20 protein-coding genes and 1 pseudogene are annotated in these 21,957 nt (G+C 71.0%); 11 read left to right on the top strand and 10 right to left on the bottom strand.

The annotated features are described in order from the left end of the window. Window positions 1-74: 74 nt before the first annotated feature. Complete coding sequence (locus ACTMSW_RS17205; protein ID WP_441181615.1) at window positions 75-1,736, top strand: MDR family MFS transporter; 1,662 nt, start codon at window positions 75-77, stop codon at window positions 1,734-1,736. A 447-nt stretch (window positions 1,737-2,183) separates the two neighbouring features. On the opposite strand, the gene ACTMSW_RS17200 is transcribed toward ACTMSW_RS17205, so the two are convergent. Further along, entirely contained in the window at window positions 2,184-2,675 is a 492-nt protein-coding gene (locus ACTMSW_RS17200; protein WP_441181614.1) for an NUDIX domain-containing protein, read from the bottom strand. Window positions 2,676-2,773: 98 nt separating this feature from the next. Between ACTMSW_RS17200 and ACTMSW_RS17195 the strand changes: the two genes are divergently transcribed. Beyond that, window positions 2,774-4,408: a fatty acid--CoA ligase gene (locus tag ACTMSW_RS17195; protein ID WP_441181775.1), complete on the top strand. Its 1,635-nt coding sequence runs from the start codon at window positions 2,774-2,776 to the stop codon at window positions 4,406-4,408. A gap of 185 nt (window positions 4,409-4,593) precedes the next feature. Here the strand turns inward: ACTMSW_RS17195 and ACTMSW_RS17190 are convergent, their stop codons facing one another. The 5 genes and pseudogenes from ACTMSW_RS17190 to ACTMSW_RS17170 all read right to left on the bottom strand — a co-directional run bounded on the left by ACTMSW_RS17190 (window position 4,594) and on the right by ACTMSW_RS17170 (window position 9,042). Next, the gene (locus ACTMSW_RS17190) at window positions 4,594-5,610 is read right to left on the bottom strand and encodes an NADPH:quinone reductase (RefSeq protein ID WP_441181613.1); all 1,017 of its coding nucleotides are present in this window, start codon (window positions 5,608-5,610) and stop codon (window positions 4,594-4,596) included. A gap of 285 nt (window positions 5,611-5,895) precedes the next feature. Next, window positions 5,896-6,549: an HAD family hydrolase gene (locus ACTMSW_RS17185; RefSeq protein WP_441181612.1), complete on the bottom strand. Its 654-nt coding sequence runs from the start codon at window positions 6,547-6,549 to the stop codon at window positions 5,896-5,898. A gap of 31 nt (window positions 6,550-6,580) precedes the next feature. Beyond that, on the bottom strand, window positions 6,581-7,435 hold the full coding sequence (locus ACTMSW_RS17180; protein ID WP_441181774.1) for an SCO6745 family protein: 855 nt from the start codon (window positions 7,433-7,435) through the stop codon (window positions 6,581-6,583). Window positions 7,436-7,585: 150 nt separating this feature from the next. Next, window positions 7,586-8,279, bottom strand: a pseudogene (locus tag ACTMSW_RS17175) (FKBP-type peptidyl-prolyl cis-trans isomerase). 115 nt (window positions 8,280-8,394) lie between these two features. Further along, a complete protein-coding gene (locus ACTMSW_RS17170) occupies window positions 8,395-9,042 on the bottom strand; it encodes a DUF4241 domain-containing protein (protein WP_441181611.1) in 648 nt (215 codons plus the stop codon). Window positions 9,043-9,159: 117 nt separating this feature from the next. On the opposite strand from ACTMSW_RS17170, the gene ACTMSW_RS17165 reads away from it, so the two are divergent. Then, window positions 9,160-9,552 (top strand): PPOX class F420-dependent oxidoreductase, encoded by a 393-nt coding sequence (locus tag ACTMSW_RS17165; protein ID WP_441181610.1) that lies wholly within the window; start codon window positions 9,160-9,162, stop codon window positions 9,550-9,552. A 90-nt stretch (window positions 9,553-9,642) separates the two neighbouring features. On the opposite strand, the gene ku is transcribed toward ACTMSW_RS17165, so the two are convergent. Continuing rightward, window positions 9,643-10,671: a non-homologous end joining protein Ku gene (gene ku, locus ACTMSW_RS17160; RefSeq protein WP_441181609.1), complete on the bottom strand. Its 1,029-nt coding sequence runs from the start codon at window positions 10,669-10,671 to the stop codon at window positions 9,643-9,645. An 85-nt stretch (window positions 10,672-10,756) separates the two neighbouring features. Here ku and ligD (ACTMSW_RS17155) point away from each other — a divergent pair, with 85 nt between their 5' ends. Together ligD (ACTMSW_RS17155) and ligD (ACTMSW_RS17150) are read left to right on the top strand one after the other, a co-directional pair. Beyond that, the gene (gene ligD / locus ACTMSW_RS17155) at window positions 10,757-11,698 is read left to right on the top strand and encodes a non-homologous end-joining DNA ligase (RefSeq protein ID WP_441181608.1); all 942 of its coding nucleotides are present in this window, start codon (window positions 10,757-10,759) and stop codon (window positions 11,696-11,698) included. Beyond that, window positions 11,688-12,602 carry a non-homologous end-joining DNA ligase gene (gene ligD / locus ACTMSW_RS17150; RefSeq protein WP_441181607.1) on the top strand — a complete coding sequence of 305 codons (915 nt, stop codon included), beginning with the start codon at window positions 11,688-11,690 and terminating at the stop codon, window positions 12,600-12,602. Before ligD (ACTMSW_RS17155) ends, ligD (ACTMSW_RS17150) begins: the two co-directional genes overlap by 11 nt. A gap of 5 nt (window positions 12,603-12,607) precedes the next feature. Here the strand turns inward: ligD (ACTMSW_RS17150) and ACTMSW_RS17145 are convergent, their stop codons facing one another. Continuing rightward, window positions 12,608-13,723: a hypothetical protein gene (locus ACTMSW_RS17145; RefSeq protein WP_441181606.1), complete on the bottom strand. Its 1,116-nt coding sequence runs from the start codon at window positions 13,721-13,723 to the stop codon at window positions 12,608-12,610. 143 nt (window positions 13,724-13,866) lie between these two features. Between ACTMSW_RS17145 and ACTMSW_RS17140 the strand changes: the two genes are divergently transcribed. From ACTMSW_RS17140 to ACTMSW_RS17125, 4 genes are all read left to right on the top strand, one after another. Continuing rightward, a complete protein-coding gene (locus ACTMSW_RS17140) occupies window positions 13,867-14,607 on the top strand; it encodes a TIGR03089 family protein (RefSeq protein ID WP_441181605.1) in 741 nt (246 codons plus the stop codon). A gap of 160 nt (window positions 14,608-14,767) precedes the next feature. Then, window positions 14,768-15,727, top strand: a complete 960-nt coding sequence (locus ACTMSW_RS17135) for a zinc metalloprotease (protein WP_441181604.1) — start codon at window positions 14,768-14,770, stop codon at window positions 15,725-15,727. 151 nt (window positions 15,728-15,878) lie between these two features. Next, a complete protein-coding gene (locus tag ACTMSW_RS17130; RefSeq protein ID WP_441181603.1) occupies window positions 15,879-16,796 on the top strand; it encodes an RNA polymerase sigma-70 factor in 918 nt (305 codons plus the stop codon). A gap of 155 nt (window positions 16,797-16,951) precedes the next feature. Continuing rightward, window positions 16,952-17,908 (top strand): alpha/beta hydrolase family protein, encoded by a 957-nt coding sequence (locus tag ACTMSW_RS17125; RefSeq protein WP_441181602.1) that lies wholly within the window; start codon window positions 16,952-16,954, stop codon window positions 17,906-17,908. Here the strand turns inward: ACTMSW_RS17125 and ACTMSW_RS17120 are convergent. Further along, window positions 17,865-18,122 carry a hypothetical protein gene (locus tag ACTMSW_RS17120; protein WP_441181773.1) on the bottom strand — a complete coding sequence of 86 codons (258 nt, stop codon included), beginning with the start codon at window positions 18,120-18,122 and terminating at the stop codon, window positions 17,865-17,867. The genes ACTMSW_RS17125 and ACTMSW_RS17120 overlap by 44 nt on opposite strands. 606 nt (window positions 18,123-18,728) lie before the next feature. Here ACTMSW_RS17120 and ACTMSW_RS17115 point away from each other — a divergent pair. Together ACTMSW_RS17115 and ACTMSW_RS17110 are read left to right on the top strand one after the other, a co-directional pair. After that, window positions 18,729-19,061, top strand: a complete 333-nt coding sequence (locus tag ACTMSW_RS17115) for a type II toxin-antitoxin system HicB family antitoxin (RefSeq protein ID WP_441181772.1) — start codon at window positions 18,729-18,731, stop codon at window positions 19,059-19,061. 47 nt (window positions 19,062-19,108) lie between these two features. Further along, window positions 19,109-20,074, top strand: coding sequence for a lysostaphin resistance A-like protein (locus tag ACTMSW_RS17110; RefSeq protein WP_441181601.1), 966 nt, complete (start codon window positions 19,109-19,111; stop codon window positions 20,072-20,074). A 40-nt stretch (window positions 20,075-20,114) separates the two neighbouring features. Here the strand turns inward: ACTMSW_RS17110 and ACTMSW_RS17105 are convergent, their stop codons facing one another. Continuing rightward, the gene (locus ACTMSW_RS17105) at window positions 20,115-21,794 is read right to left on the bottom strand and encodes a DNA repair helicase XPB (protein WP_441181600.1); all 1,680 of its coding nucleotides are present in this window, start codon (window positions 21,792-21,794) and stop codon (window positions 20,115-20,117) included. Between the last annotated feature and the right edge of the window lie 163 nt (window positions 21,795-21,957).

Here is a 21,957-nt window from a genome sequence, read left to right as displayed (position 1 = left end):
GACACCCGCGGACCTGTCGACGGGTTTTTCCTGGTGTGCGCGCATGTTCGCGACCGGCAGGGAAAGAAGGCGGGATGACCACGGAAGCCCCGGTGCTGCACCGGCGTCAGATCCGGCTGCTGATGTTCGGCCTGATGACGGGAATGCTGCTCGCCGCGCTCGACCAGACGATCGTCGGCACCGCCCTGCCGACGATCGTCGGCGAGCTGGGCGGGATCAACCACTACTCCTGGGTGGTGACCGCGTACCTGCTGGCCTCCACCGCCTCGACCCCGCTGTACGGGAAGATGGCCGACCTGTACGGGCGCCGGCCGGTGTTCCTCTTCTCCATCGGCACGTTCCTGCTGGGCTCGCTGCTGGCCGGCCTGTCGCAGGACATGACCCAGTTGATCGTCACGCGGGGGATCCAGGGGCTCGGCGCGGGTGGCCTGCTGACGCTGGCGTTCACCATCATCTCGGACGTGGTGGCGCCTCGGGAGCGGGGCCGTTACCAGGGCCTCTTCGGTGCCGTGTTCGGGATCGCCTCGGTGGCCGGCCCGCTGGTCGGCGGGTACTTCGCGGAGACCGACTGGCGGTGGATCTTCTACATCAACGTGCCGCTGGGGATTCTCGCGCTCGCGGTCTGTTCGCGGGTGCTGCGGCTGATCCCGTTCACCCGTCGCGACCACGCGATCGACTGGCTCGGTGCCGGGCTGCTGGTGGCCGGGGTGAGCTGCCTGCTGCTGGCGCTGAGCTGGGGTGGCAACGAGTACCCCTGGGGCTCCGGCGTGATCGTCGGGCTCTTCGTCGCCGGCGCGGTGCTCGGGGTGCTCTTCGTGGTTCAGGAGGCGCGGGTCGCCGAGCCGATCCTGCCGTTGCGGCTGTTCCGCAGCGCGACGTTCGCGCTGGCCAATGCCGCCGGCTTCGTACTCGGCCTGGTGATGTTCGGGTCGATCATCTTCATTCCGCTCTACCTGCAGATCGTCAAGGGCGCCTCGCCGACCCGCAGTGGTCTGCTCATGCTGCCGATGATGGCCGGCATCATCGTCACCTCGGTGCTCACCGGCCGGGCGATGAGCCGCATCGGCCGGTACAAGTGGTTCCCGGTGATCGGCGCGGCGGTGCTGACGGTCGGGATGCTGCTGTTCACCCGGCTGGAGGTGGACACCTCGCTCTGGGTGGCCTTCGGCTTCATGGTGGTCATCGGTGTCGGCCTGGGGCTGTGCATGCAGTCGCTGATCCTCGCCGTGCAGAACGCGGTGTCCATGCGTGACCTCGGCGCGGGCACCTCGTCGGCCACGTTCTTCCGGTCGCTCGGTGGTTCGTTCGGGGTGGCGATCCTGGGTGCCCTGCTCTCCTCGCGGCTCACCGCCGAGCTGGCCGACCGGCTGCCCGGTGCGGTAGCCCAGCTTCCACCGGACCAGCGTGCGGCGGCCGGTGGCGGTGCGGACGTCTCGATCAACGACCCGGCGACCATCCTGGCGCTCCCCGACCCGGTGCGCGCCGCCGTCCAGGTCGCCTTCGTCGAGTCGCTGCACCTGGTCTTCCTGACCACCGGGCTGATCGCGATCGTGGCGGTCCTGGTCACGCTGGCCCTGCCGAACGAGAAGCTGCGTGGCGCGGGCCCGGAGGGCGCCACCGGGGGCACGGACGGCCTGGGCGGCGAGGCCCCCGCCGCTGGTGGAAAGCCGCTGGCGAAGGAGTCGAAGGAGGAGGCCGCCGCCGACATGGAGTCGAAGAGCCAGACGCTGCTCTGACGCCCACTGTGCCGGTTCGGCGGCCTCCGCCGGCCGTGCCGTGGACGCCGCTGGCCGTCGACGCCGCTGGTCGTACGCGTCGTTGGTCGTCGACGCCGCCGGTCGTCGCGCCGCCGGCCGCCGAGCGACTCCACCAATCGCCTCGACCACTCTGCGTGACCATCGGTCTTGGGGTTCAGGTGACACTCACGCCCACTTTGCTCTGCACCCTCATGCGCGCCAGGCACGGACCGTCACTGGCGCGTATCAGGGTGCAGAGCAAAGTGGGCGAGGTAGCTTGTGCGGCCCTCCATGGGTGGATGGCGTATCCGCTGGTGGTTGCGGTATCGGAGCCGTGGCGCGGCGGCAGCCGGATTCGGGCGCCGGCCACGCGACCACGGACAGTGATGAGCGCGGCGACCGGGTCGCGGATGACGGAACGTGACGAGGGCGGGGAGGACCCGCCGGCTACTTGAGGATCAGCCGGTTGGTCTGTTCGAAGACGTCCAGGTCGGCGAGGGTTTCCGGGACACTGGCCGACAGCGGGGTCGGGAGCCGTTCGCGGGGAAAGAACCCGGCGTCGGTCGTCTCGTCGGTGACCCGGGTCAGATCCCCGTCCCACTCCTCGACCCGGAACGCCGCGGTGAAGATCTGGTAGGTGTGGCCGTACATGTTGGTGCGGATGCGGTCCGGCCCGGTGTAGAGGGCGAAGGCGCATACCCGCAGGGCGCGCAGCCCGGTCTCCTCGCGGACCTCGCGGACGGCGCAGTCGGCGATCGACTCGCCCAGCTCCATCGCCCCCGCGGGCATCGCCCACTGACCGTTGTCCGAACGTCGGATCAGCAGGACCCGGCCGGCGTTGTTCCGGACCACGGCACGGGCGCCGACGAACATCAGCGTCCGGTCACCGGCCAGGGCCCGCAGTTGCCCGACGTACGAGTCCGCCCAGGAGATGCTCACCCGCACAATTTACGAGGCCCGCGCCGGGAGGACCGGCGTTCCGGGGTTCCCAACCTGTGACCGCCGCCACTAGCTTGTTACTCATGCGTAGCACGATGATGGACGCCCCGTTGCAGGTCTCCCGCATCCTCACCCACGGTGCCACCGTCCACGGAACGGCCGAGGTCGTCACCTGGACCGGTGCCGAGCCGCGCCGGATGACGTACGCGGAGGTCGGCCGAGCCGCGGCCCGCCTGGCCCACGCGCTGCGCGACGAGTGCGGCGTCACCGGCGACGAGCGTGTGGCGACGTTCATGTGGAACAACAACGAGCACCTGGTGACGTACTTCGCCGTGCCCAGCATGGGCGCGGTGCTGCACACCCTCAACATCCGGCTCTTCCCGGACCAGGTCGCCTACATCGCCAACCACGCCGAGGACCGGGTGGTGCTGGTCGACTCGACGCTCATCCCGCTGCTGGCCCGGGTGATCGGCGAGATGACGACGGTGCGGCACGTGGTCGTGGTCGGCGGCGGTAACCCGTCCCCGCTGGTCGGGGCGGCCGGCGACCGGATCGCCGTACACCACTGGGACGCCCTGCTGGCCGACCGGCCGGAGACGTACGACTGGCCGGAGCTGGACGAACGCGACGCCGCCGCGCTCTGCTACACCTCCGGGACCACCGGCAACCCGAAGGGTGTGGCCTACTCGCACCGGTCGATCTACCTGCACTCGCTCCAGATCTGCATGCCGGAGGGGTTCGGCCTCGCGCCGACCGACCGGGAGCTGGCGATCGTGCCGATGTTCCACGCGATGTCGTGGGGGCTGCCGTACGCGGCGTTCCTCTCCGGCGCGTCGCTGATCATGCCGGACCGTTTCCTCCAGGCGGCCCCGATCGCCGACATGATCGCCGCCGAGCGGCCCACCCTGGCCGGCGCGGTGCCGACCATCTGGAACGATCTGCTGTCCCACCTGGGCGGTCACGACGTGGACACGTCCTCACTGAGAGAGGTGATCGTCGGTGGTTCCGCCTGCCCTCCGGCGCTCATGCACGCCTTCGCGGAGCGGCACGGCATCGAAGTGATCCACGCCTGGGGGATGACCGAGACGTCGCCGCTGGGCTCGGTGGCCCGGCCGCCGGCCGGGGCGACCGGCGAGGAGGCCTGGCGCTACCGCTACACCCAGGGGCGGGTGCCGGCCGGCGTCGAGGCGCGGATCGTCGGCCCGCTGGGCGAGCCGCTGCCCGCCGACGGGACGTCCGTTGGCGAGTTGGAGGTGCGGGGGCCGTGGGTGACCGCGCGGTACGTCGGCGACGACGTCCCCGACGAGGAGAAGTTCCGCGACGGATGGCTGCGTACGGGTGACGTCGGGCTCCTCTCGCCAGACGGCTACATCACCCTCACCGACCGCGCGAAGGACGTCATCAAGTCCGGTGGCGAGTGGATCTCGTCAGTGGAGTTGGAGAACGCCCTGATGGCTCACCCGGACGTGGTGGAGGCGTGTGTGGTGGGCGTACCCGACCAGAAGTGGGGTGAGCGTCCACTTGCCACGGTGGTACTCCGCGAGGGCGCGTCGATCCGCGCCGAGGAACTGCGCGAGTTCCTGGCCGGCTCGGTGGCGCGGTGGCAGTTGCCGGAGCGCTGGGCCGTCATCGACGCGGTTCCGAAGACCAGCGTCGGCAAGTTCGACAAGAAGGTGGTCCGCTCCCGGTACGCCGAGGGCGGGCTCAGCGTGCGGGAGCTGACCGCCCCGTAACGTTTTCCGGCACCCCGTCGCCGTTAGGGGTAGGGGCACTCTTCGAACCACCCTCCCCAGAGGGCGGCCCCGGCGTTCGCACCGCGCCGGGGCCGCCCGTTTTTTGCGGGGCGACCCGCATCGTCATTCTTGCGAAAGTTGTTCACCTCTGTCCCGGCGACGACGAAACCCGCCCGGCCACGCGCTCACTGGGCGTCGGTGGTGGTGATCAGCACCTTCCCGACCACGCCGTTCTCCACCGCCTCGTGCGCCGCCGCCGTCGCCGCCAGGGAGTAGTGGTGCAGCGGCAGTCCCGCCTCCTGGCCGACCCGGACACCACCCTGCGCGGCCGCCGCCGCCACGTCGTTGATCGCGTGGGCCTTCGCCACCTTGGGCTCGGTGTAGACGAGGACGAACTGCCAGCGGACGTTGTGCACCATCAGCGGGCGGACCGGCAGCGTCACCTCCGCACCGCCGTCGTCCGCGTAGACGCACACCGCCCCGCCGTGCCGGACGAGTTGCGCGTCCACGGCGGCGTTGCTCGCGGCGGCCACCTCGACGACGGTGTGGACCCCGTCGGGGGCGATCTTGCGGACCTCCTCGACCACGTCCTGTTCCCGGTAGTTGATGACGAAGGAGGCTCCGGCCGCCGCCGCGAGCTGCGCCTTCTCCGCGCTGCTCACCGTGGCGACGACGCAGGCGTCCGCCCAGCGGGCGAGCTGGATCGCCGCGTTGCCGACCGCGCCCGCGCCGCCCTGCACCAGCACGACGTGGTCGCTGAGCGCACCCGCGTGCAACTTGTCCGGCATGTACTCCCCGGCCGTCAGGCACCGGTGCGCGGTCAGGAACGGGATGCCCAGAGCCGCGCCCAAATCGAAGGAGGCGTCGCCGAGGCGTACGGCCTGGCGGACCGGGACCACCGTGTACTCGGCGGCGGTGCCCCACGGCCGTTGCCACGCGGCCTCCCACAGCCAGACGCGCTCGCCGATCATGTTCCGTTCGACGCCCTCGCCGACCGCCTCGACTACCCCGGCGCCGTCCTGCCCGGGTGTCTGCCAACCGGCCGGCAGCGGCCACTGCCGCCGCGCCTTCCAGTCCGTCGGGTTCACTCCCGAGACGGCCACCCGCACCAGCACCTCGCCCGGTCCGGGCTCCGGCACCGGCCGGTCCACCAGTTGCAGCACCGAGGCGTCGCCGGTGCGCTCGTACACGATCGCCTTCAACCCCGTCTCCTCACCTGCGACGCGACGCGCGGCCCCGGGCGCGCCGTCGGCTGCGTACCCGGCTCGCCCCGGCTCATCCCGCAAGCCCCGGAAACCGTACAACGGGGTAGTCGGCGGGAGGGACGGGTCATGCGACACGCGGCGCTGGAGAGGGACGTGGAGCCCCCGAGTACCGGGCGGCCGTCCGGGGAGTCCGACGCTCCACCTGCGGAGGTGCGGGGGCCGGACGGCCGGCAGCGGCCGTACCTGCCCCGGTCGAGCCGGAACCGGTCGATCTGACCGGCGTCAGCCGAGTCGCTCCACCGTCTGCGGAACCAGGTCGCCGATCGAGTCGAGCACCACCGCCGCCGCGTCCACGGCGTCCGGGTCCAGCGGGTACGACCCGTGCGGCACCGCCACCACCGTCATGCCGGCGGCCGCGGCGGACCGTACGCCGTTGGAGGAGTCCTCCACCGCCACGCACCGCGTCGGGTCGACGCCGAGCCGTTCCGCGACGGCGAGGTAGACGTCCGGCGCCGGCTTGCCCCGCGCGGTCTCCTCGGTCGACAGCGTCGCGCCGAACACGTCGGTCAGGCCCGTCGCGTGCAGCGCCGCCGCGATCAGCCGGGTCGGCGACGAACTCGCCAACCCCAGCGGCCACCGTCCGGCCATGCGACGCACGACGTCGTCCGCGCCGTCGATGAGCGGTACGCGCGCCGCGTACCGCCGGGTCATCTCCTCGACCACCTCGGCCGCGACCTGCTCGGCGGTCCGGTCGACGCCCAGCTCGCCGCTGAGGTAGTCGGCCCACTCGCCGGTGCTCATGCCCATCAGCCGGCGCTGGGTGTCCGGCTGCCAGGAGCCGCCGTGCGCCGCCACGTACGCGCGCCGGACCTCCTCCCAGACCGGCTCCGAGTCCACGATCACGCCGTCCAGGTCGAAGATCACCGCATCCGTCACGTGCCCATCCTGCCCGACGAAAGCGCGACGGTCAGCTCTGCAGCGCGGGCAGGCCGATCGGGCTGTCCGGCGGGATGACCGTGTGGGCGGCCCGGGCGACCGGGTCCAGCAGCTCGCGCAGGCGGTCGGTGCGGTCCGTACCGAGGATCCGCCAGGGCCGTGCGGCGGCGGCGTCGGTGGCGTCCTCGACGGCCTGGAACGCGGTCCTGCCGTGCTCGGTCGGCTCGCCGTCGGCGGTGAGCCAGCCACGGTCGGTGAGCCGGTCGCGCGCCGCGGCCCACTGGTCCTCGGTCCAGCCCCGGCCGAGCAGGTTCACCGGGGAGGTCCCCAGCGCCACCTTCCAGGCGAGGGTCTCCACCGGGTCGAGGTCGGCGGCGACCAGCGCACCGACGTGCCCGTCGCCACGGTGCTCCCGCAGGGTCGTGGCCGCCTGCCAGAGCCGGGCCAGCGGGTACTCGCCGCGCGGCAGTGCGGCGTTGGCCGCGCCGAGCACCCGACCGGAGTTCTCCAGCTCACCGGCCGCGGTCTCCAGCAGGTCGGCGGCCTCGACCAGGTGCGCCTCGGGCAGCTCGTACGTCAGCTCCGCGAGCGCCTGCACGGCGCCGGTGAGCCGGGCCCGCAGCGCCTCCTCCGGCGTGGCGAGCTTCCACACCGCCGGCAGCGCCCGCGCGACCATGTGCGGGGCGAAGCTGAAGAACGCCGCGACCACCGGTGCGGCACCGACCGGGCCGAGGGGGGCAGCCCGCCCGGCGAAGTAGCCCCGCCAGTAGCCGCGCAACCCGACGGCCTCGTACGCGGCCCGCGCACGGGGGTGGAAGTAGGTGACCGCGTGCACCGGCTCGAAGTGCGTCCACAACAGTCGGGCGGTCCGCCCCGGGTCGTCCAGTGCCGTCACGTGCACCTCCGCGTCCGATCGTCACCCCGGGCGGTCCGAACCGACCGGGGTGACGCCGAACCTACTGCCGTGAGGTGACGGGCCGGAAGCCCTCTGTGGGCAACTGCATCGTCCTGGGGCGACGATCGGGTGTCGCGCCGGTCACTGGGCGGCGAGGACGTCCACGACGAACCGCAGCGGGCCGGTCGGGCGACCGCTGGACTTGTCGTTGCCGTACGCCAGCTCGGCCGGGATGTCGAGCTGCACGCGGCTGCCGACGTTGACCCCGACGAGGCCCTGGTCCCAGCCGGGGATGACCTGGCCGACGCCGATCGGGAAGCTGGCCGGCTCGCCCCGGCTCCACGAGGAGTCGAACTCCTTGCCGTCGGCGTAGAACACGCCCACGTAGTTCGTGGTGATCGTCTGGCCCTTCGCCACCGCGGGGCCGGTGCCCTTGATCAGCGGGGTGACGACGAGCTTGGTCAGCTCACCCTTGCCCGCCTCGACCTTCGGCTGGGTGTTCAGCGCCGGGTCCGCGCCCGCCGGCAGCGGCGCCCCCGCACCCCCCGGGGCGGCCGGAGCCGACGCGCTGGCCGACGGGCCGGCCGACGGGGTGGACGCGGCCTGGTTGGTGGAGTCGTCCTTCCCCTGACCGACGATCACGAAGACGGTGATCAGCACGGCCACCACGGCGACACCGGCGAGCCCACCGGCCCACGCCTGACGGCGGCGCTTCGCCTCGGCCGCCTTCTGCGCGGCGAGCTGGGCGGCCAGACGCCGCTCCGACTTCTGGGCCCGGTCCTGCGTACGCTCGCTCACGGCGTCGACTCCCTGCTCGAAAGGTGGTGGCCGGCATCCGCGTGCCGGGGGAAGGCCGACGCACACGGTACCCGGCCGACCGCTTCCAGTGCATGTAAGGAAGGGCCCCCCGTTAACGCCTGCGGTAGAGGAAGGGCCCCTTCTTAACGCGCTCAGCGCGGGTCGGGCACCACCATGAAGTCGGTCACGAAGGAGGTGACCTGGCCGTCGGCGTCGCGTCCGATCCAGGTGCCGTAGCAGCCGTCACCCCAGCCCGACGACACGGCCACCACATTGGCCCCGTCCGCCCCGTCCGGCTCGGCGATCACGAGACCGGGCACCGGCCCGTCCGCCGGGAGGCCGGCGACGAAGACCTCCTCCACCCGCTCGTGGTCCCACGTCTCCAGCACCGCCATCGCCGCCGGGTCGGCCAGCGTGCCGGTGCCGCTGTCGACGCCGTACCCGAAGAAGTCGCCGGCGTCCAGCGCGGCCACGTCCTGGTCGCCGGCCACCGCCATCTCCCAGCCGACGGTCGGCGCCTCGCGGATCACCAGCTCCAGAGCCGCGACCCGGCGGTCGACCTCGGCGCCGTCCTCCCGCAGCACCACCGCGACCCAGGCCCGAGCCGGGTAGCTGCCGGGCGGCACGGCGACCGTGAACGGCTCCGACTCCGGGCAGACCAGGGGGTCGCAGCCGATCACCCGGCCGGACGGCAGTACGACCGGACCCACAGGGTGGACCTCCAGGACGTACGAGCCGTGCTCGTCGGTCCAGCGTCCGCCGGGCGTGAGCAGCCGGTCCAGGTCGGGGGTGTACGGCATCGGGGTCCTCTCGGCGGGTGGCCGGCGGAGCGTACCCGCCGGGATCCCGACGCCCGTGCGGGGAGCGGTCCCGGGAGATCCCGGTGGAGTTCACCCGACGGCGGTACGTTCGCAGGCATGGCGATCCTCACCGATGAAGACCTTGCCCTGCTGGCCGAGCCGCAGCTCGCTCACGTCGCGACCGTCGAGCCCGACGGGACACCGCACGTCACGCCCGTGTGGGTGGACACCGACGGCGAGTACATCATCTTCAACACCGCCAAGGGCCGGGTGAAGTACGAGAACATCCGCCGCAACCCGGAGGTCGCGGTGTCCGTGGTGGACAAGGCGAACGACTTCCGCACCCTGTGGGTGAAGGGCACCGCCGAGCTGGTCGACGAGGGCGCGGACGCGCACATCGACCGGATGGCGAAGAAGTACCTCGGGCAGGACACCTACCCGTTCCGCCAGGCCGGCGAGGAACGGGTGATCGTCCGCATCCGCCCCAGCCAGAAACTCGGCCGCGGCTGAGGTGCAAGGAAGGGCCCCTTCTTAACGCCACGTGTTAAGAAGGGGCCCTTCCTCTACCGCAGGCGTTAAGCGGGGGCCCTTCCTTACACCTCATGCGGTTTTGCGGGCGGCTTTCTTCGGGGCGGCCTTCTTGGCGGCGGGCTTCTTCTCCGCCTCGGCCGCCTTCTTCGGTGCCGCCTTCTTCGCCGCCCCGGTCTTCTTCGGTGCCGCCTTCTTCTCGGCGGCCTTCTTCGCCGGGGCCTTGGCGGCCTTCTTCTCCGCCGCCTTCTTCTGCGCCGACCGGGCCGCTGAGATCGGCGTCGGCTCGCCACCACCACCGGCGCGCTCCGGCGCCTCCTCGCCGCGGGCCGCGCGGGCCCGCTCCACGGACGCCTTCAGGGCCGCCATGAGGTCCACCGCCGCCGCCGGGGCCGCCTCGACCTCCTCCGGCTGGACGACCTCGCGGCCCTCCACCTTCGCGTCGATGACCTCCTGCAACGCGGCCCGGTAGTCGTCGGTGAACGCGTCCGGCTGGAACTCGCCGGCCATCGAGTCGATCAGCGAGCTGGCCATCGCCAGCTCCGGCGGCCGGACCTTGAGGTCCTCGTCGAGGAAGCCGAAGTCGGGCTTTCGGATCTCGTCGGGCCAGAGCATCGTGTTGAGCAGGAGCACGCCCTCGCGGACGCGGAGGGTGGCGAGCTGCTCGCGCTGGCGCAGCGCCACCTTCACGATCGCCACCCGCTCGGAGTCGGTCAGGGCGTCGCGCAGCAGCACGTACGGCTTGGTGGCCGCGCCCTCGGGCTCCAGGAAGTACGCCTTGTTGTAGAGGATCGGGTCGACCGACTCGGCCGGTACGAACTCCAGCACGTCGATGGCGTGCGAGGTGGTCAGCGGCAGGTCGGCGAAGTCCTCGTCGGTCAGGATCACCATCTCGCCGCCGCCGATGTCGTAGCCCTTGGCGATGTCGTCGTAGGTGACCTCTTCGCCGCAGACCTGACAGGTGCGCTTGTAGCGGATCCGACCGCCGTCCTCGCGGTGCACCTGGTGGAAACGGATGTCCTTCTCCTCGGTCGCGGAGTACAGCTTCACCGCGATCGAGACCAGCCCGAAAGAGACCGCTCCCTTCCAGATCGCCCGCATCCCACTCTCCCTTCCCCGGTATCGACCATGCTCGCATCCGATCGAACCGGGCGCGAGGTGTTCCGCCTGCTACTACAGTCGGATCGTGCCCGGCGCGCCGCTCAAGCCGATGCTCGCGATGACCGGGCCGCTCCCGGCGGGTGACGGCTGGGCGTACGAGTTCAAGTGGGACGGCGTCCGTGCGCTCGCCGACCTCTCCGGCGGCCACCCCCACCTGTACGCCCGCTCCGGCGTGGAGATCACCGTCGCGTACCCGGAGCTGATCCCGCTGGCCGAGCAGGTCGACGACGCCCTGCTCGACGGCGAGGTGGTGCTGTTCAACCAGACCGGCCAACCGTCGTTCACGGCGTTGGCCGAGCGGATGCACGTGCGCAACGCCGTCAAGGCGGCTCGGCTGGCGGCCACCGTTCCGGTCACGTACATGATCTTCGACGTGCTGCGGCTGCGCGGTCAGGACCTCACCGGCTGGTCGTACCGCGATCGACGGGCGGCGCTCGACGGCCTGGGGTTGGGCGCGGCCCGCTGGGCGGTGCCGCCGGTCTTTCCGGACGGCCCGGCCACCTACGAAGCGGCCGGCGAGCACGGCCTGGAGGGGGTGATGGCCAAGCGGGTCGACTCGGTCTACCGGCCGGGCGTGCGCTCCCCGGACTGGGTGAAGGTCAAGCTGGAGGTCACCGGCGACTTCGTGGTCGGCGGCTGGCGGCCGGGGGCACGGAAGATCGGCGGGCTGCTGGTGGGGGTGCCCCGGCCGGACGGGCGGCTCACCTACCGGGGGCGGGTCGGCGGCGGGATCGGCGCGGCGATCGAGCGGGAGCTGCTGCGCGAACTGGAGCCGCTGCGCACCGGCGCGTCACCCTTCGCGGACGACGTGCCGCGCGAGGATGCCCGTGGCGCTGTCTGGGTAACTCCCCGGGTGGTGGTGGAGGTCAAGTACGGCCAGCGCACCCCGGACGGGCGGCTGCGGTTCCCGCGCATCCTGCGTCTGCGTCCGGACAAGCCGCCGGAGGAGGTCGACGATGCCGGGTGACCGGTTCAGGGTGGACGTCGAGGGGCGCACGCTGGAGCTGTCCAACCTGGACAAAGTGCTCTACCCGGAGGCGGGCTTCACCAAGGGCGAAATCATCGACTACTACACCCGCATCGCCCCGGTGCTGCTGCCGCACCTGGCCGACCGGGCGCTGACCCGGATCCGCTTCCCCAACGGGGTCACCGGCGGGTCGTTCTTCGAGAAGAACGCGCCGGCCGCGACCCCCGACTGGGTACGCGTCGAGACGCTGCCCGCCCCCGGGTCGACAAAGGGGCGGGAGACGATCGACTACGTGGTCGCCGACGACCTGCCCACGCTGGTGTGGTTGGCGAACCTCGCCGCGTTGGAACTGCACACACCGCAGTGGAGGGTCGGCGAGCACCCGGACATGATGGTCGTCGACCTGGACCCGGGGGCGCCGGCCGCCCTGAGACAGTGCTGCCAGGTCGCGCTGCTGATGCGGGACCGGCTGGCGGCCGACGGGGTGGAGTCCTATCCGAAGACGTCGGGGAAGAAGGGCATGCAGCTCTGCTGCCCGATCAGCGCCACCCAGTCCGCCGACGACGTGTCGGCCTACGCGCGGGGCATCGCGCAGGAACTCGAGAAGGCGCATCCCAGGCTGATCGTGTCGAAGATGGCGAAGAACCTGCGACCGGGCAAGGTCTTCATCGACTGGAGTCAGAACAACGCGGCGAAGACGACGGTGGCGCCGTACTCGCTGCGGGCCCAGTCGGTGCCGTCGGTGTCGACGCCGCTGACCTGGGACGAGGTGGAGGCCGGAGCGGCGGGGAAGCGGCCGGCGACGAAGCCGTACACCGCGACGGAGGTGCTCAAGCGGGTCGAGAAGCAGGGGGACCTGCTGGCCCCCCTGCTCGACGGCGGCCCGGAACTGCCCGGCCGCTGAATGCGTCAGGCGGCCGGCCAGGTCGTGTACGAGACCCGTGCGTTGAGGTTCGACGGCACGCCCCCGTACGCGTAGCACCGCACGGTGACGACGGTGTCGGTGCTGCCGGACCGGGCCCAGCCCGCCACCCCGCAGTAGCCGTGCGGCGGCCGGTCGGCGTCGTTGCGGAAGGCGTTGACGAAGGCCGTGCCGTACGCCGTGCCGGTGCCGGTGATCCGCATCTGGTAGTGCCCGGTGCCGAGGTGTTGGACGGCCGCGCCGCCGAGTCCGGGGAGCGTCGAGTTCCAGTTCTCCCCGGGGACCACGCCGAGCGTCTGATCACCGTAGAGGACGCCGGTGTGCATGCGCGGGCCGGTGGAATGGCCGAGCAGGCCCACCCGGCGGCCGTAGGTCACGGCGAACCGGGCGTCGACGAGGTTGCCGGCGGCGTTGCGGCACCAGACCTCCCAGTGGTCCGGCGGGCCGATCTGGCAGTGCACCCCGGTGCTGCCCACGGCCGTCACGTGCGCCATGGGGAAGGAGTAGTCGTACCGGTAGTTCATGTGGAAGCGGTAGTGACCGGTGCCGAGCCGCTCGTAGCGGACCTCGCCGCCGGTGGAGTCGTACCGGTAGGTGGCCGCCAGTGTGCGGAGCCCGACGGGGACCGCCTGGTCGGTGACGAACCAGGTGAAACGGCCGTCACCGGTCCACCGGGCGTTGCTGTACGTGGCCACGAAGCGGCTGTCCACCGGCGCGCCGGTGGCCGCGAAGCAGCGCACCTGGATCAGCAGGTCGGGCGCGGCCAGGCTGCGGTACCAGCCGGCGACCGTGCAGAAGACCGGCCCGCTGCCGTACGCCACGACGTGCGCGACGCCGCCGCGCGCCGGCGCGTCCTCCAGCACCACCGTGTACGCCCCGGTGCCTGTCCGCCGGACCAGCACGCCACCCTCGGTGTTGGTGGCGGTGTATCCCCAGCCCGGGCGGTACTCGGCGGTGGTCGGCGAGTGCGCGTAGACGGTGGCGGTGACCATCGGGTCGAGAGGGGGCAGTGGATCGGCCTGGGCGGGGAGCGCCCCGGTCAGCGTGGTGGCGAGCAGCAGGGTCGACAACGCGGTGAGCGCTCGGCGGGTACGTGTCCCCATGGCGGTGGGCCTCCGTCCAGGACGTCTCGGGTCGGGGGCGGGTCGTGACCCGCGCCGCGAAGTCTGCCAACGCCTGTCAATGTGCCGGGCGCCTCGCGACGGGGCGACCAGACGACGTCGGGTCCGGTGGTTAGGGTGAACCGATGACCGGTCTGACCCTTGCCGCTGCCCGGCCCGTCGGCACCGAAGCGCCGCTGCTCACGTACGTCGACGACGCGACCGGCGAGCGGGTCGACCTGACCGCGCAGCAGCTCGGCACCTGGGTGGCGCGCAGTGCCGGCCTGCTGCGGGACGGCTGCGGCCTCGCCCCGGGCAGCCGCGTGGCGGTGCTGCTGCCACCGCACTGGCGTACCGCCGCGGTTCTGCTTGGCGCCTGGTCGGTCGGCCTGGCGGTCTCGTTCCGGCCGCGCGCCACGGCCGGGTTGCCGGTCCTGGAGCCCGGCGGCGACCTGCCGTACGACGCGGTGTTCGTGACGCCCGAGCGGCTGGACGACTGGCTGGAGGATGTACCCGAGGGGACGCACCGCTACCTGGTCGGGAACGGGCCGCTGACCGACCGGCCCGTCGGCTGGCTGGACTGGTCGACCGAGGTGCTCCGGCACGGCGACACGCCACCCGACCATGCCTCGATCGACCCGTCGGACCCGGCCAGCCCGGACGGCACCAGCTACGACGAGTGGGGGAGCGTCGCCCGGGAGGTGGCGGACCAGCTCGACCTGCGGGCCGGCGACCGGCTGCTGGTGGACCCGGCCGAGCACGAGCAGCCGCTGAAGTGGCTGCTCGCCCCGCTGTCCGTCGGCGCGTCCGTGGTGCTCTGCGCCAACCTCGACCCGGCCCGGCGGGACGCCCGGATCGCCGCCGAGCGGGCCACCCGGGTCCTGTAGCCCTCCTCGGCTGCCGGTCGTCACCGGCAGATCAGCCCGCAACGCAGGTCTTCTATCGACGCCACGGACGTGGTTGCATACCGGAGACGACGTCGATGACCTGGTCATCGGCAACCCCGCGTCGAGTCCGCACCGTATCCGTCCCCCGAAAGGTGCACCGATGCACAGGAGACCCATCTTCCGACTGGCAGTCCTCACCGCCACCGCTGCCACGTTCCTGGCGTCCGGCGGCGCCTACGGCGCGGTTGCGGCGGCACCCGTCACCGTCCCCCCGGGTGTCGCCGAGTGCGAGCCGGATGCCCACGAGCACAGCGTCGCCCGCGTCGCCGAGGGCGCCACGGCGAAAGAGCCGGAGCTGTACTCCAAGAACGAGGCGAACGCGTACGGCGTCATCAAGGACGCCCCGCGCCTGGCCAACGGCAGCGTCACCGTGCCGACGGTCTTCCACATGATCTCGGACCACCCCCTCACCGCCGCCGAGACGGCCAGGTGGAACACCCTGATCGCGGCTCAGATGGAGGTTCTGAACGACTCGTTCGCCGGCCGTACGGCCCCGGACGCCGCCGACACGCCGTTCCGGTTCGACCTGGTCGACACCACGTGGACGGTGAACAGCGACTGGTACACCGTCGTGCCCGGCAAGAACGAGCGGGACATGAAGAAGGCGCTGTACACCGGCGACTCCCGGACCCTCAACGTGTACGCGGCGAACATCGGCGGTGGGCTGCTCGGCTGGGCGTACTTCCCGAAGGGCTACAACAACGGCCGCGACTTCATCGACGGCGTGGTGCTGCTCGACGAGTCGATGCCGGGCGGCACGGCCGGCAAGTACGCCCTCGGTGACACGCTGACGCACGAGGTCGGGCACTGGCTGATGCTGGAGCACACCTTCGCGCACGGCTGCTCCGCCTCCGGCGACTTCGTCGCGGACACCCCGCGCGAGGCGCAGCCGCAGTTCAACTGCCCGGTCGGCGCGGACACCTGCACCGCACCCGGACTGGACCCGATCCACAACTTCATGGACTACACGCAGGACTCCTGCATGAACATGTTCACCCCCGGCCAGGCGGACCGGATGAGTGACGCCTGGGTGGCGTTCCGGGCCGGCGGCGCCGGCTGACGCAGTACCGCAGAAGGGGCGGCCGGTCGCTGACCGGCCGCCCCTTCGCTTCCGGTGTCGATGGGACGACGGCCACAGCCGGTAGGTGTCACAGAACGGCCGGGTCCGGCATCTGATGGGTGACGCAGTCGAGAGCGAACAGGAGTCACCCATGGTGGGCACGCCGCAGACCGCCACCGCCGACGACCGCCCGGACCCGGCCACCGAGGCGTTTGTCGCCCACCGCAACCTGCTCTTCACCGTCGCGTACGAGATGCTCGGCTCGGCCGCCGACGCGGAGGACGTACTCCAGGAGACCTGGCTGCGGTGGGCGGGCGTCGACCTCGGCGAGGTCCGCGACCAGCGCGCCTACCTGGTCCGCATCACCACCCGCCAGGCACTGACCCGCCTGCGTACGCTCAGCCGCCGCAGGGAGTCGTACGTCGGCCCCTGGCTGCCCGAGCCGCTGCTCACCGCCCCCGACGTCGCCGACGACGTCGCGCTGGCCGACAGCGTCTCGATGGCGATGCTGCTCGTGCTGGAGACCCTCGCGCCGACCGAACGCGCGGTGTTCGTGCTCCGCGAAGTGTTCGACCTCGGGTACGACGAGATCGCCGAAGCCGTCGACAAGAACCCCGCCGCCGTCCGTCAGATCGCCCACCGGGCACGCGCACACGTCGCGGCGCGCCGGCCCCGGCAGGTCGTCTCCGCCGCCGAGACCCGGTCCGCGCTCGACGCGTTCCGACGGGCGGTCGAAACCGGCGATATCCAGAACCTGCTCGACATCCTCGCGCCGGACGTGGTCATGCTCGGCGACGGTGGCGGCATCAAGCAGGCCGTCCCGCGGCCCATCCTCGGCGCCGACAAGGTGGCCCGCCTGCTGACCGGCGGGTGGGGCAAGGTCCCGGCCGGCACGTCGTGGCAGCCGACGCACATCAACGGCCACCCGGCGCTGATCCTTTACCTCGACGGTGCCCTGGACACCGTCCTGGCGCTGCGGATCGACGACGGCCTCATCACCGGGATCTACGGCGTGCGCAATCCCGAGAAGCTGTCCCACATGCGGCGGGAGAACGTCCTGAGTCGCTGACGTCAGGCCCTGACAGCGCTGCCCGGCCTCCTGCTGCCACACCCACAGCAGGCTGCACGTTTGCGATGTGGAACAGTGTTCCGTATAGTTAACGGAACGACGTTCCGTTCCTGGTTCCGGCGGAGCGGGCCACTCACGAAGAGGAAAGTGACGTCATGGGTTCCTCCATCACCACCATCACGCAGACGCTGGACGACATCCTCGGCGGCGGCACCTCCGTCGTGTCGGTCGCGCCGGTGAACCTGGCCGCGCCGGGCCGCGCCGTACCCCTGGAAGTGCGGGTATCCGCTCCGGCGACCGGCTCCGACCTGCCGATCGTGCTCTTCTCGCACGGCAACGGACAGTCGCTGGACAGCTATGCACCGCTGACAAGCTTCTGGGCGTCGCGCGGCTTCGTCGTCATCCAGCCCACCCACCTGGACTCCCGCCGCATCGGCATCACCTTCGACGATCCCCGCTTCCCGGACATCTGGCTCCAGCGCATCGCGGACCTGAAGCGCATCCTCGACCAACTCGACACCATCGAAGCGGCCCTGCCCGGCCTGGCCGGCCGGATGAACCGTCGCAGCGTCGCCGCCGCCGGACACTCCTGGGGCGGTCATACCGTCCAGTCGCTGCTCGGCGCGCGGATCATCGAGCCGGACGGGCATCTGACCGAGGACAACTTCACAGACCAGCGCGTCAAGGCCGGCATCCTCCTGGCGACAACCGGTACCGGCGGCGACGAGCTGCACCCGTTCGCGAAGGAGAACTTCCCCTTCATGAACCCGTCCTTCGCCGAACTGAGCACCCCGACCCTCGTCGTCGCCGGCGACCGCGACCAGTCCCGCATGTCCAGCCGCGGACCTGACTGGTTCACCGACGCGTACACGCTCAGCCCCGGCGCCACGGACCTGCTCACCCTGTTCGGCGCCGAGCACGCCCTCGGCGGGATACCTGGCTACGAGGTCGCCGAAACCACCGACGAAAGCCCCGAACGCGTCGCCGTCCTACAACGCCTGACCACCGCGTACCTGCGCAGCGCGCTTCTTCCGACGAACGACAACTGGCCGGCCGCCCGCTCCGCGTTCAACGCGACCACCAACCCGATCGGACGCATCGACAGCAAGTAACCGCGGCACACGGATGCGCGGGCTTCGACGTGAGCTCCGCCGGCAGGAGGCACCGTCCGCGCCCCTTCGGCAACAGCGGATCACCGAAGACCCAATGGCGTACGCCCTGCTCGTCCTCGGCCGACACCGTGACGCCGCCCGGGTCCACGCGGGCGCTGAACCGGGCCAGCACCCGGGCGGCGGTCCACGCCACCGCGTCACCAAGTTTCGTCAGGCGGCGGCGTTCTCTTGCTCCTGATTGCGCCCGGCTCGTGCACCCTTGCCGATCTTGCTGGTGCTGTCGACCGTAGCCTTCTTCGGTGCTAGCTGCGACACGCGCTGCGCAGAGATGCCGAGAAGCGCTCCGGCATCGCGAACCGTGTAGCCCTTGGCCAGGAGTGCGCGCGCGGCGGTGAGGGTCGCCTCCTCGGCAGACTCTTCGGCCTCTTCGGCCTTGCGTAGGGCGCTGCGGGCCTTGCGATCGTTTCACGTGTCATCGCTTCAACCTGTCGAGGCGACGCGCCTGGGAGTACACACCTTTGACCTCCGGCACGGTGATCGCCCACCAGTCGCCCGAGCGTACGCACTTCGCGGTGTACCTCATCGGAGGATCGCCCTTCGGGAACACCGTCATTGAGACCTAGGAGATTCAAGCTGGCAGCCGGTGGCGAAGTATGGAGGCATGGTACTGCTGGTAGTACCAAGGACCGTGCCGTCCATAGCCAAGCTCGTCGAAGCGATGCGAAGCAACCCGCGGAACGTGTCCTACAACGATCTGTACGGCTAAGGCATACCAGGTACGGCAGGTGCTCAAGGCGATCGACAAGAAGGAGGCCCTGTGATGCACCCCCAGGTCACCCACTACACCTACCGCGTCACCTGGTCCCCGGATGACGACGAGTTCCTCGCGACCTGCGCCGAGTTCCCGTCACTCTCCTGGCTCGCGTCGTTGCAGATCGAAGCTCTCCAGGGGCTCCAAGATCTTGTGCGTGAGGTGATCGCGGACATGGAGGAGCAGGGCGAGCAGGTGCCGCAGCCCTTTGCCGACCGCAGCTACTCGGGCAAGTTCAACCTCCGCGTTGGCGAGAGCCTGCACCGCGAACTGGCCATCGAGGCCGCTCAGGACGGTCTGAGCCTCAACCAGTACATCCTCCGGAAGCTCCGCGCCGCCTGACGACGACGACGATCGATCCGATGGACACAGCGGTCTAGCCTGTGCGGGTGGAGAACGAGCTGACCTACGAGCGGCTGGCGCGACTGGGCTTCCATCGATGGTGGACGCCACCTGCCGCCGTGCTGGCCGTGTCACTGGTCGCCGTCGCGACGGCGTTCGGGCTGGTGTTCGTCGCGCTCATCGTTATGGCGGCGCTCGGCCGACCTATCGATGACAGTGCGTCGATCGGCAGTCCCCTGGTCGACAACATCGTGGCGCTGGCGTCTCTCGCCCTGTTCATCCCGGTCACCCTCGGTGTCGCGCGAGTGGTGCAGCGGCGGCCCGCAGGGACGCTGCACTCCGTGGCGGGTCGGCTGCGTTGGCGGTGGTTCGCCGTGTGCGGATGCCTCGCCGTCGCCGTGGCAGCACTGATCATGGTGGCGTTGGTCCTGGTCTACGACGACGGGACCGAGCTGCGGTTGACCATCGACCCGTGGCGGTTCCTCGGGCTCACTCTGCTGCTCATCGTCCTGGTTCCGCTGCAGGCGGCCGGCGAGGAGTACGTCGCCCGCGGGTTCCTCCTGCAAGCCCTCGGGGCGTACCACCGTTGGGTCGGCATCATCGGCTCAGCCCTGGCGTTCACCCTGCTTCACGGCCTCGGCACGTGGTCCGGGTTCGTGGCCCTGTTCGTCGGTGCCATCATCTGGGCGCTGCTCGTCATCCGGACCGGAGGTCTCGAGGTGTCCATCGCCGCACACGCGGCGACCAATCTGTTCGCCTTTGTTGCCTCAGCTGCCACAGGTGGCCTGGACGTCGTCGACGACACCAGCGCCGCCGACGCGCCCCTCGGTGCCACCCTGATCCTGCTGGGCGGTGACCTCACCTACATGGCCTGCGTACTCGTCGCCCTGCACCTGGTTGCGCGACACCGGCCTCAATGGATGCCCGCGAACCGCAGGGTTGCCAGGATGGTGGCCGACGCGCCGCAGTATGCCCCGCAGGCGACGGCCACCGAAGACGCGACCTTTCGGTGATGGTCCGGCGAGCCGATCAGGGCCGCCTGACCGAGGACGGTCAGTCGACCGTGGGCAGCTTCGGCCCCAGTACGTCGTCCGCGTCCACGATCGTGTACGCGTACCCCTGCTCGGCCAGGAAGCGCTGCCGGTGCGCCGCGTACTCCGTGTCGATCGTGTCCCGGGACACCACCGTGTAGAAGTGCGCCTGCCGCCCGTCGGCCTTCGGCCGCAGCACCCGACCCAGCCGCTGCGCCTCCTCCTGCCGCGACCCGAACGTCCCCGACACCTGGATGGCGACCGCGGCCTCCGGCAGGTCGATGGAGAAGTTGCCGACCTTGGAGAGCACCAGGGTGCGCAGCTCGCCCGTGCGGAACGCCTCGAAGAGCCGTTCCCGCTCCTTGTTGGTGGTCGAGCCCTGCACGATCGGCGCGTCGAGGTACTCGCCGAGCTGGTGCAGCTGGTCGATGTAGGCCCCGATCACCAGCACCTGGTCGTCCTTGTGCCGGTCGACCAGCGCCTTGATCACCGGCAGCTTCGTGCGGGCGGTCGCCGCCATCCGGTACCGCTCCTCGGCCTCCGCCGTCGCGTAGGACATTCGCTCGGCGTCGGTGAGCGTCACCCGTACCTCGGTGCACTCGGCGGGGGCGATCCAGCCCTGCGACTCGATGTCCTTCCACGGCGCGTCGTACCGCTTGGGGCCGATCAGGCTGAACACGTCGCCCTCCCGGCCGTCCTCGCGTACCAACGTCGCCGTGAGGCCCAGCCGGCGGCGGGCCTGGAGGTCCGCGGTGAAGCGGAAGATCGGCGCGGGCAGCAGGTGGACCTCGTCGTAGACGACCAGGCCCCAGTCGCGGGCCCCGAACAGGTCCAGGTGGGTGAACGCGCCGCCGCGCCGCGAGGTGAGCACCTGGTACGTGGCGATGGTGACCGGGCGGATCTCCTTGCGCTCGCCCGAGTACTCGCCGATCTCCTCCTCGGTCAGGGACGTGCGGGCGATCAGCTCCCGCTTCCACTGCCGGCCGGCGACGGTGTTGGTGACCAGGATCAGCGTGGTGGCCTTCGCCTCGGCCATCGCCGCCGCCCCGACCAGCGTCTTGCCCGCGCCGCAGGGGAGTACGACCACGCCGGAGCCGCCGGCCCAGAACGCCTCCACGGCCTCGCGCTGGTACGACCGCAGCGTCCACGGCTTGCGGCCCTCCTTGCCGGCCTCGGCCAGCTCGATCGGGTGCGCCTCGCCGTCGACGTACCCGGCCAGGTCCTCCGCCGGCCAGCCCAGCTTGAGCAGCGCCTGCTTGAGCCGCCCTCGCTCGGACGGGTGCACCTGGATGGTGTCGTCGTCGATCTTGTTACCGAGCATGCCGGCGAGCTTCTTGCTCTTGGCGACCTCGACCAGCACGACCCGGTCCAGGGCGCGCAGCACCAGGCCGTGCGCGGGGTCGTTGGCGAGTTGGAGCCGGCCGTACCGGTCCATGGTCTCGGCCACGTCGACCAGCAACGCGTGCGGCACCGGGTAACGCGAGTACTTGATCAGAGCGTCGACCACGCCCTCGGCGTCGTGGCCGGCGGCCCGGGCGTTCCACAGCCCCAGCGGCGTGAGCCGGTAGGTGTGCACGTGCTCCGGGGAGCGCTCCAACTCGGCGAAGGGCGCGATGGTCATCCGGCAGGCCTGCGCGTCCGGGTGGTCGATCTCCAGCAGCAGGGTCTTGTCCGACTGCACGATCAGGGGTCCACCGCTCACGCCAGCGCCTCTTTCCCACGTCGGTGTCGGCCACCGGACGGGGCGGTTGACCTGCCCCGAGCCGACCATCCAGTGTTGCACGCATTCGGGTGGCGCCAAGAAAACGCGCAAACGGCAGCAACCATCCTGCTGTGCCGTACGTCTAGCAGAGTGACAGCTGTCT

The organism is Micromonospora sp. BQ11, assembly GCF_052068135.1.
Taxonomy (GTDB): domain Bacteria; phylum Actinomycetota; class Actinomycetes; order Mycobacteriales; family Micromonosporaceae; genus Micromonospora.
Note: the sequence above shows the minus strand (reverse complement) of the source record. Positions and strands in the feature narration are given on the sequence as shown.